General features: G+C 57.4%; 2 protein-coding genes and 1 pseudogene. 1 reads left to right on the top strand and 2 read right to left on the bottom strand.

Features of this window, described 5'->3' with window-relative positions; translation table 11 throughout:
• Both AQR02_RS06320 and AQR02_RS06325 read right to left on the bottom strand, forming a co-directional pair.
• Nucleotides 1-213, bottom strand: a pseudogene (locus tag AQR02_RS06320) (hypothetical protein); the annotation flags it as partial.
• A gap of 7 nt (nucleotides 214-220) precedes the next feature.
• Nucleotides 221-544: a YtrH family sporulation protein gene (locus tag AQR02_RS06325; protein WP_054939859.1), complete on the bottom strand. Its 324-nt coding sequence runs from the start codon at nucleotides 542-544 to the stop codon at nucleotides 221-223.
• A gap of 145 nt (nucleotides 545-689) precedes the next feature.
• Between AQR02_RS06325 and AQR02_RS06330 the strand changes: the two genes are divergently transcribed.
• The coding region (locus tag AQR02_RS06330; protein ID WP_054942013.1) for a DNA polymerase III subunit alpha at nucleotides 690-3,805 on the top strand (3,116 nt) is incomplete at its 3' end.

Genomic DNA, 3,805 nt, shown 5'->3' on the forward strand with positions numbered 1-3,805 from the left:
AACCGTCGAGGTGTTGTTGTATCTCTTAAGGGTTTTGATATCTTTACGGTACTGCTCGATTTGCAGCCGCAATTCCTGATTGGTAAGCCAGAGGACATTATACCCCGCATGAAAAATGGCATTGTATATTATGGCTCCCACCACCATGCCCAGCACAAACACGGCAGAAATTTGCGAAAAACGGCGGTAGCGCTGAAACGGGGGGACTCTCATCTGCGCTTCACCCCTTGCCGCACACCCATTTGACCAGCTCGCTGCCCATATGAGCGCCCAGAAAGGCGAAGACCAGGTAGAGGATTTGTTTGATCGCAGGAGAAAGATTGCCCTCCACCATGTTGCTCTCAATGACCCGCATAGGGTCGATGGTGCCGCCGACAGCCGCTGCGAGCGCCCAGATTTTAATCCGGTCGGCGATATCCAGCATCGTCTGTGTAGGCGGCTGAAGGGATACGACCGCCCCGATTCCGCCCAGCATGGCGCCGCCCAGCACAATACCGCAGGCGATGAAGAAATCGAGGACGGCTTTGCTTAAGAAAACGTTCATAAAAGGCCCCTTTCCGGACAAGGTCCATTTACCGACTCGGCCTGTCCTTGTGCGCTTAATCCATTCTATGGGCGGTTCCCCTTGTAATATGATAAAATAGTTTCATCTTATGTTTTGATTTTGGAACCGAAGGGAAGTGGGGAAGATGAGCCCTTTCGTGCATTTGCATGTGCACAGCGAATACAGTTTACTGGACGGGGCGGCGCGCATTACGGATCTCGTGCGCCGGGCCGGCGAATACGGCATGAAATCGCTGGCGCTGACGGATCATGGAGTAATGTATGGGGCAATCCCCTTTTATAAAGCTTGCGTAGCGAACGGCATTAAACCGATCATCGGCTGCGAGGCTTATCTGACCGCAGGTTCACGCCGTGAGCGCGGCAGCCGCAAAGATCAGCCGATTTACCATCTGATCCTGCTCGCGAAGAATGAAACCGGCTACAAAAACCTGATGCGGCTGGTTTCGATCGGCCATCTCGAGGGCCAGCACTATAAGCCGCGCATTGATATGGAAGCTTTGGCGGCTCACGCCGAGGGCATTATCTGCCTTAGTGCCTGTCTGGGCGGTGAGGTACCCCAGCATCTGCTGCACGGGCGTGATGATGAGGCATATAAAGCGGCGAAGCGGTATCAGGAGATATTTGGCGAGGACTTCTATCTGGAGCTGCAGGATCACGGCATTCCTGAACAGAAGCGCGTCAATCCGAAGCTGATTGCTCTGGCGGCGGAATGCGATATTCAGCTGGTGGTTACGAATGACGTTCACTATCTGGCCAAGGAGGATGCCGAGGTTCAGGATGTGCTGATCTGCATCGGCACCGGCAAGACGGTGGATGATGAGCAGCGGCTGAAGATCGGAACGGACCAGCTGTTCCTCAAGAGCGGCGAGCAGATGGCAGCGCTGTTTCCGCATGTGCCCCAGGCGATTAGTAACACGCTGGAAATCGCCGAGAAATGCAATCTGGGGCTGACGTTCGGCCAGCATATTCTCCCGGAGTATTCCCCGCTTCCGGAAGGGCTGGATGCAGCCGCTTACCTGCGGGAGCTCTGCCGCAACGGGCTTGAAGCGAGGTATGCGGATACGCCGCTCTGGGCATCGCCCGAGCAGAAGGCGGCAGCCCAGGACCGGCTGGCCTATGAGCTGGGTGTTATCGAGAGCATGGGCTTCAGCGATTACTTTCTGATCGTCTGGGATTTCATTGCCTATTGCCACCGCAAGGGCATTTCTACCGGCCCAGGCCGCGGTTCCTCTGCAGGCAGTCTCACTGCGTATACCCTGCGGATCACGGATGTGGACCCGCTGAAGTACAATCTGCTTTTTGAGCGTTTCCTTAATCCTGAACGGATAACGATGCCGGATATTGATATCGACTTCAGCGACGAGCGCCGCGACGAGGTGATTGCTTACGTTGTTGACAAATACGGCAAGGAGCATGTGGCACAGATCATCACCTTCGGGACGATGGCTGCACGGGCGGCTGTCCGCGATGTCGGCCGGGCGCTGAATCTGCCGTACAATGAGGTGGACAAGGCAGCGAAGCTGATCCCTGGACAGCTGGGGATTAGCATTGCCCGTGCCCTGGAGAGCAGTCCGGATCTGAAGGTGTTGTACGAGACCCATCCGAAGACCAGGGGCCTGCTGGATATGGCGATGAAGGTTGAGGGCATGCCGCGTCATGCATCCACGCATGCCGCCGGAGTCGTTATTTCCAAAGGCCCGCTGACTGATGCGGTGCCGCTCCAGGCCGGGAATGAGAGCACAGCGCTGACCCAGTATTCCATGGAGCATCTGGAGAGTGTCGGCCTGCTCAAGATGGACTTTCTGGGGCTGCGCACCCTATCCATTATCGAACGCTGTATGAACTGGATCAGGGAGATGGACGGCAGTATTCCCGATTTCCGCATCGTGCCCGATAATGACCCGTTGACCTACGAAATGCTCGGGGCCGGCGAGACCACCGGCGTCTTCCAGCTGGAGTCAGCCGGGGTACGGCGGGTCCTGAAGGACCTGAGGCCCTCAGGCTTCGAGGACATCGTATCCGTACTGGCGCTTTACCGTCCGGGTCCGATGGAATTCATTCCGAAGTTTATCGCCGGCAAGCACGGCGAAATCGCTGTAGAATATCCGCATGCTGATTTGACGCCGATCCTGGCGGATACCTACGGGATTATCGTGTACCAGGAGCAGATTATGCAGATCGCCTCCCTGATGGCCGGCTTCTCGCTCGGTGAAGCAGATCTGCTGCGCCGGGCGGTGTCGAAGAAGAAACGCGAGACACTGGACAAGGAGCGCAGCCACTTCGTGCAGGGCAGCCTGCAGCAGGGTTACCAGGAGACGGATGCGAACGCCGTTTATGATATGATTGTCAGATTCGCCGATTACGGCTTCCCGCGGGCCCATGCCGCCGCCTATGGTGTGCTGGCCTTCCAGACAGCTTATCTGAAGGCGCATTATCCTGTGCAGTTTATGGCAGCGATGCTGACGGCTGTGATGGGCACCCACCGCAAGGTGGCGGAATATGTGCTGGACTGCCGCCGCACAGGCATCGGTGTATTGCCGCCTGATGTCAACGAGAGCGGCGTGCTGTTCACCCCGGTTCCCGGTGAAGGGGGCGGGCATATCCGCTTTGGGCTTGCTGCGGTGAAGAATGTCGGCACACTGGCGGTGGAGAACATTATGGCCGTCCGCAAGGAGCGGCCGTTCGACAGTCTGCTCGATTTCTGCCGGCGTGTTGATTTGCGCGTCTGCAACAAGCGTGTGATTGAATCGCTGCTTCAAGCGGGTGCTTTCGACTGTCTGCCCGGGCATCGGGCGCAGCTGCTCGCAATGCTTGACGAGACAGTGGATGCTGCAGCCAAATGGCGCAAGGAGCGCGATGAGCTGCAGATTCAGCTGTTCGACGACCTGATTGAGACGCCGAACTGGGAAATCCGTTATCCGGATATCCCGAGATTCACTGTGACCCAGCAGCTGGAGCTGGAACGTGAGCTGCTTGGGCTGTACCTGTCCGGCCATCCGCTGGACGACAGCGCAGCACTGCTGGAGGAGCCGGGCATGCAGCGGCTGATGGATCTCGGCGAAGCCCCGGATGAGAGCCAGACGGTTACGGCCGGAATGGTTGTCTCGGTTAAAGAGATTACGACAAAAGCCGGCAAGGCGATGGCTTTTGTCGAATGGGAGGACCAGATCGAGCGCTGCGAGGTCGTGCTGTTCCCGGAGGTGTGGAAACGCAGCCGCAGCCTGATTGAGAAGGGTGCGCT

Source organism: Paenibacillus ihuae, assembly GCF_001368795.1.
Classification (GTDB): domain Bacteria; phylum Bacillota; class Bacilli; order Paenibacillales; family Paenibacillaceae; genus Paenibacillus_AQ; species Paenibacillus_AQ ihuae.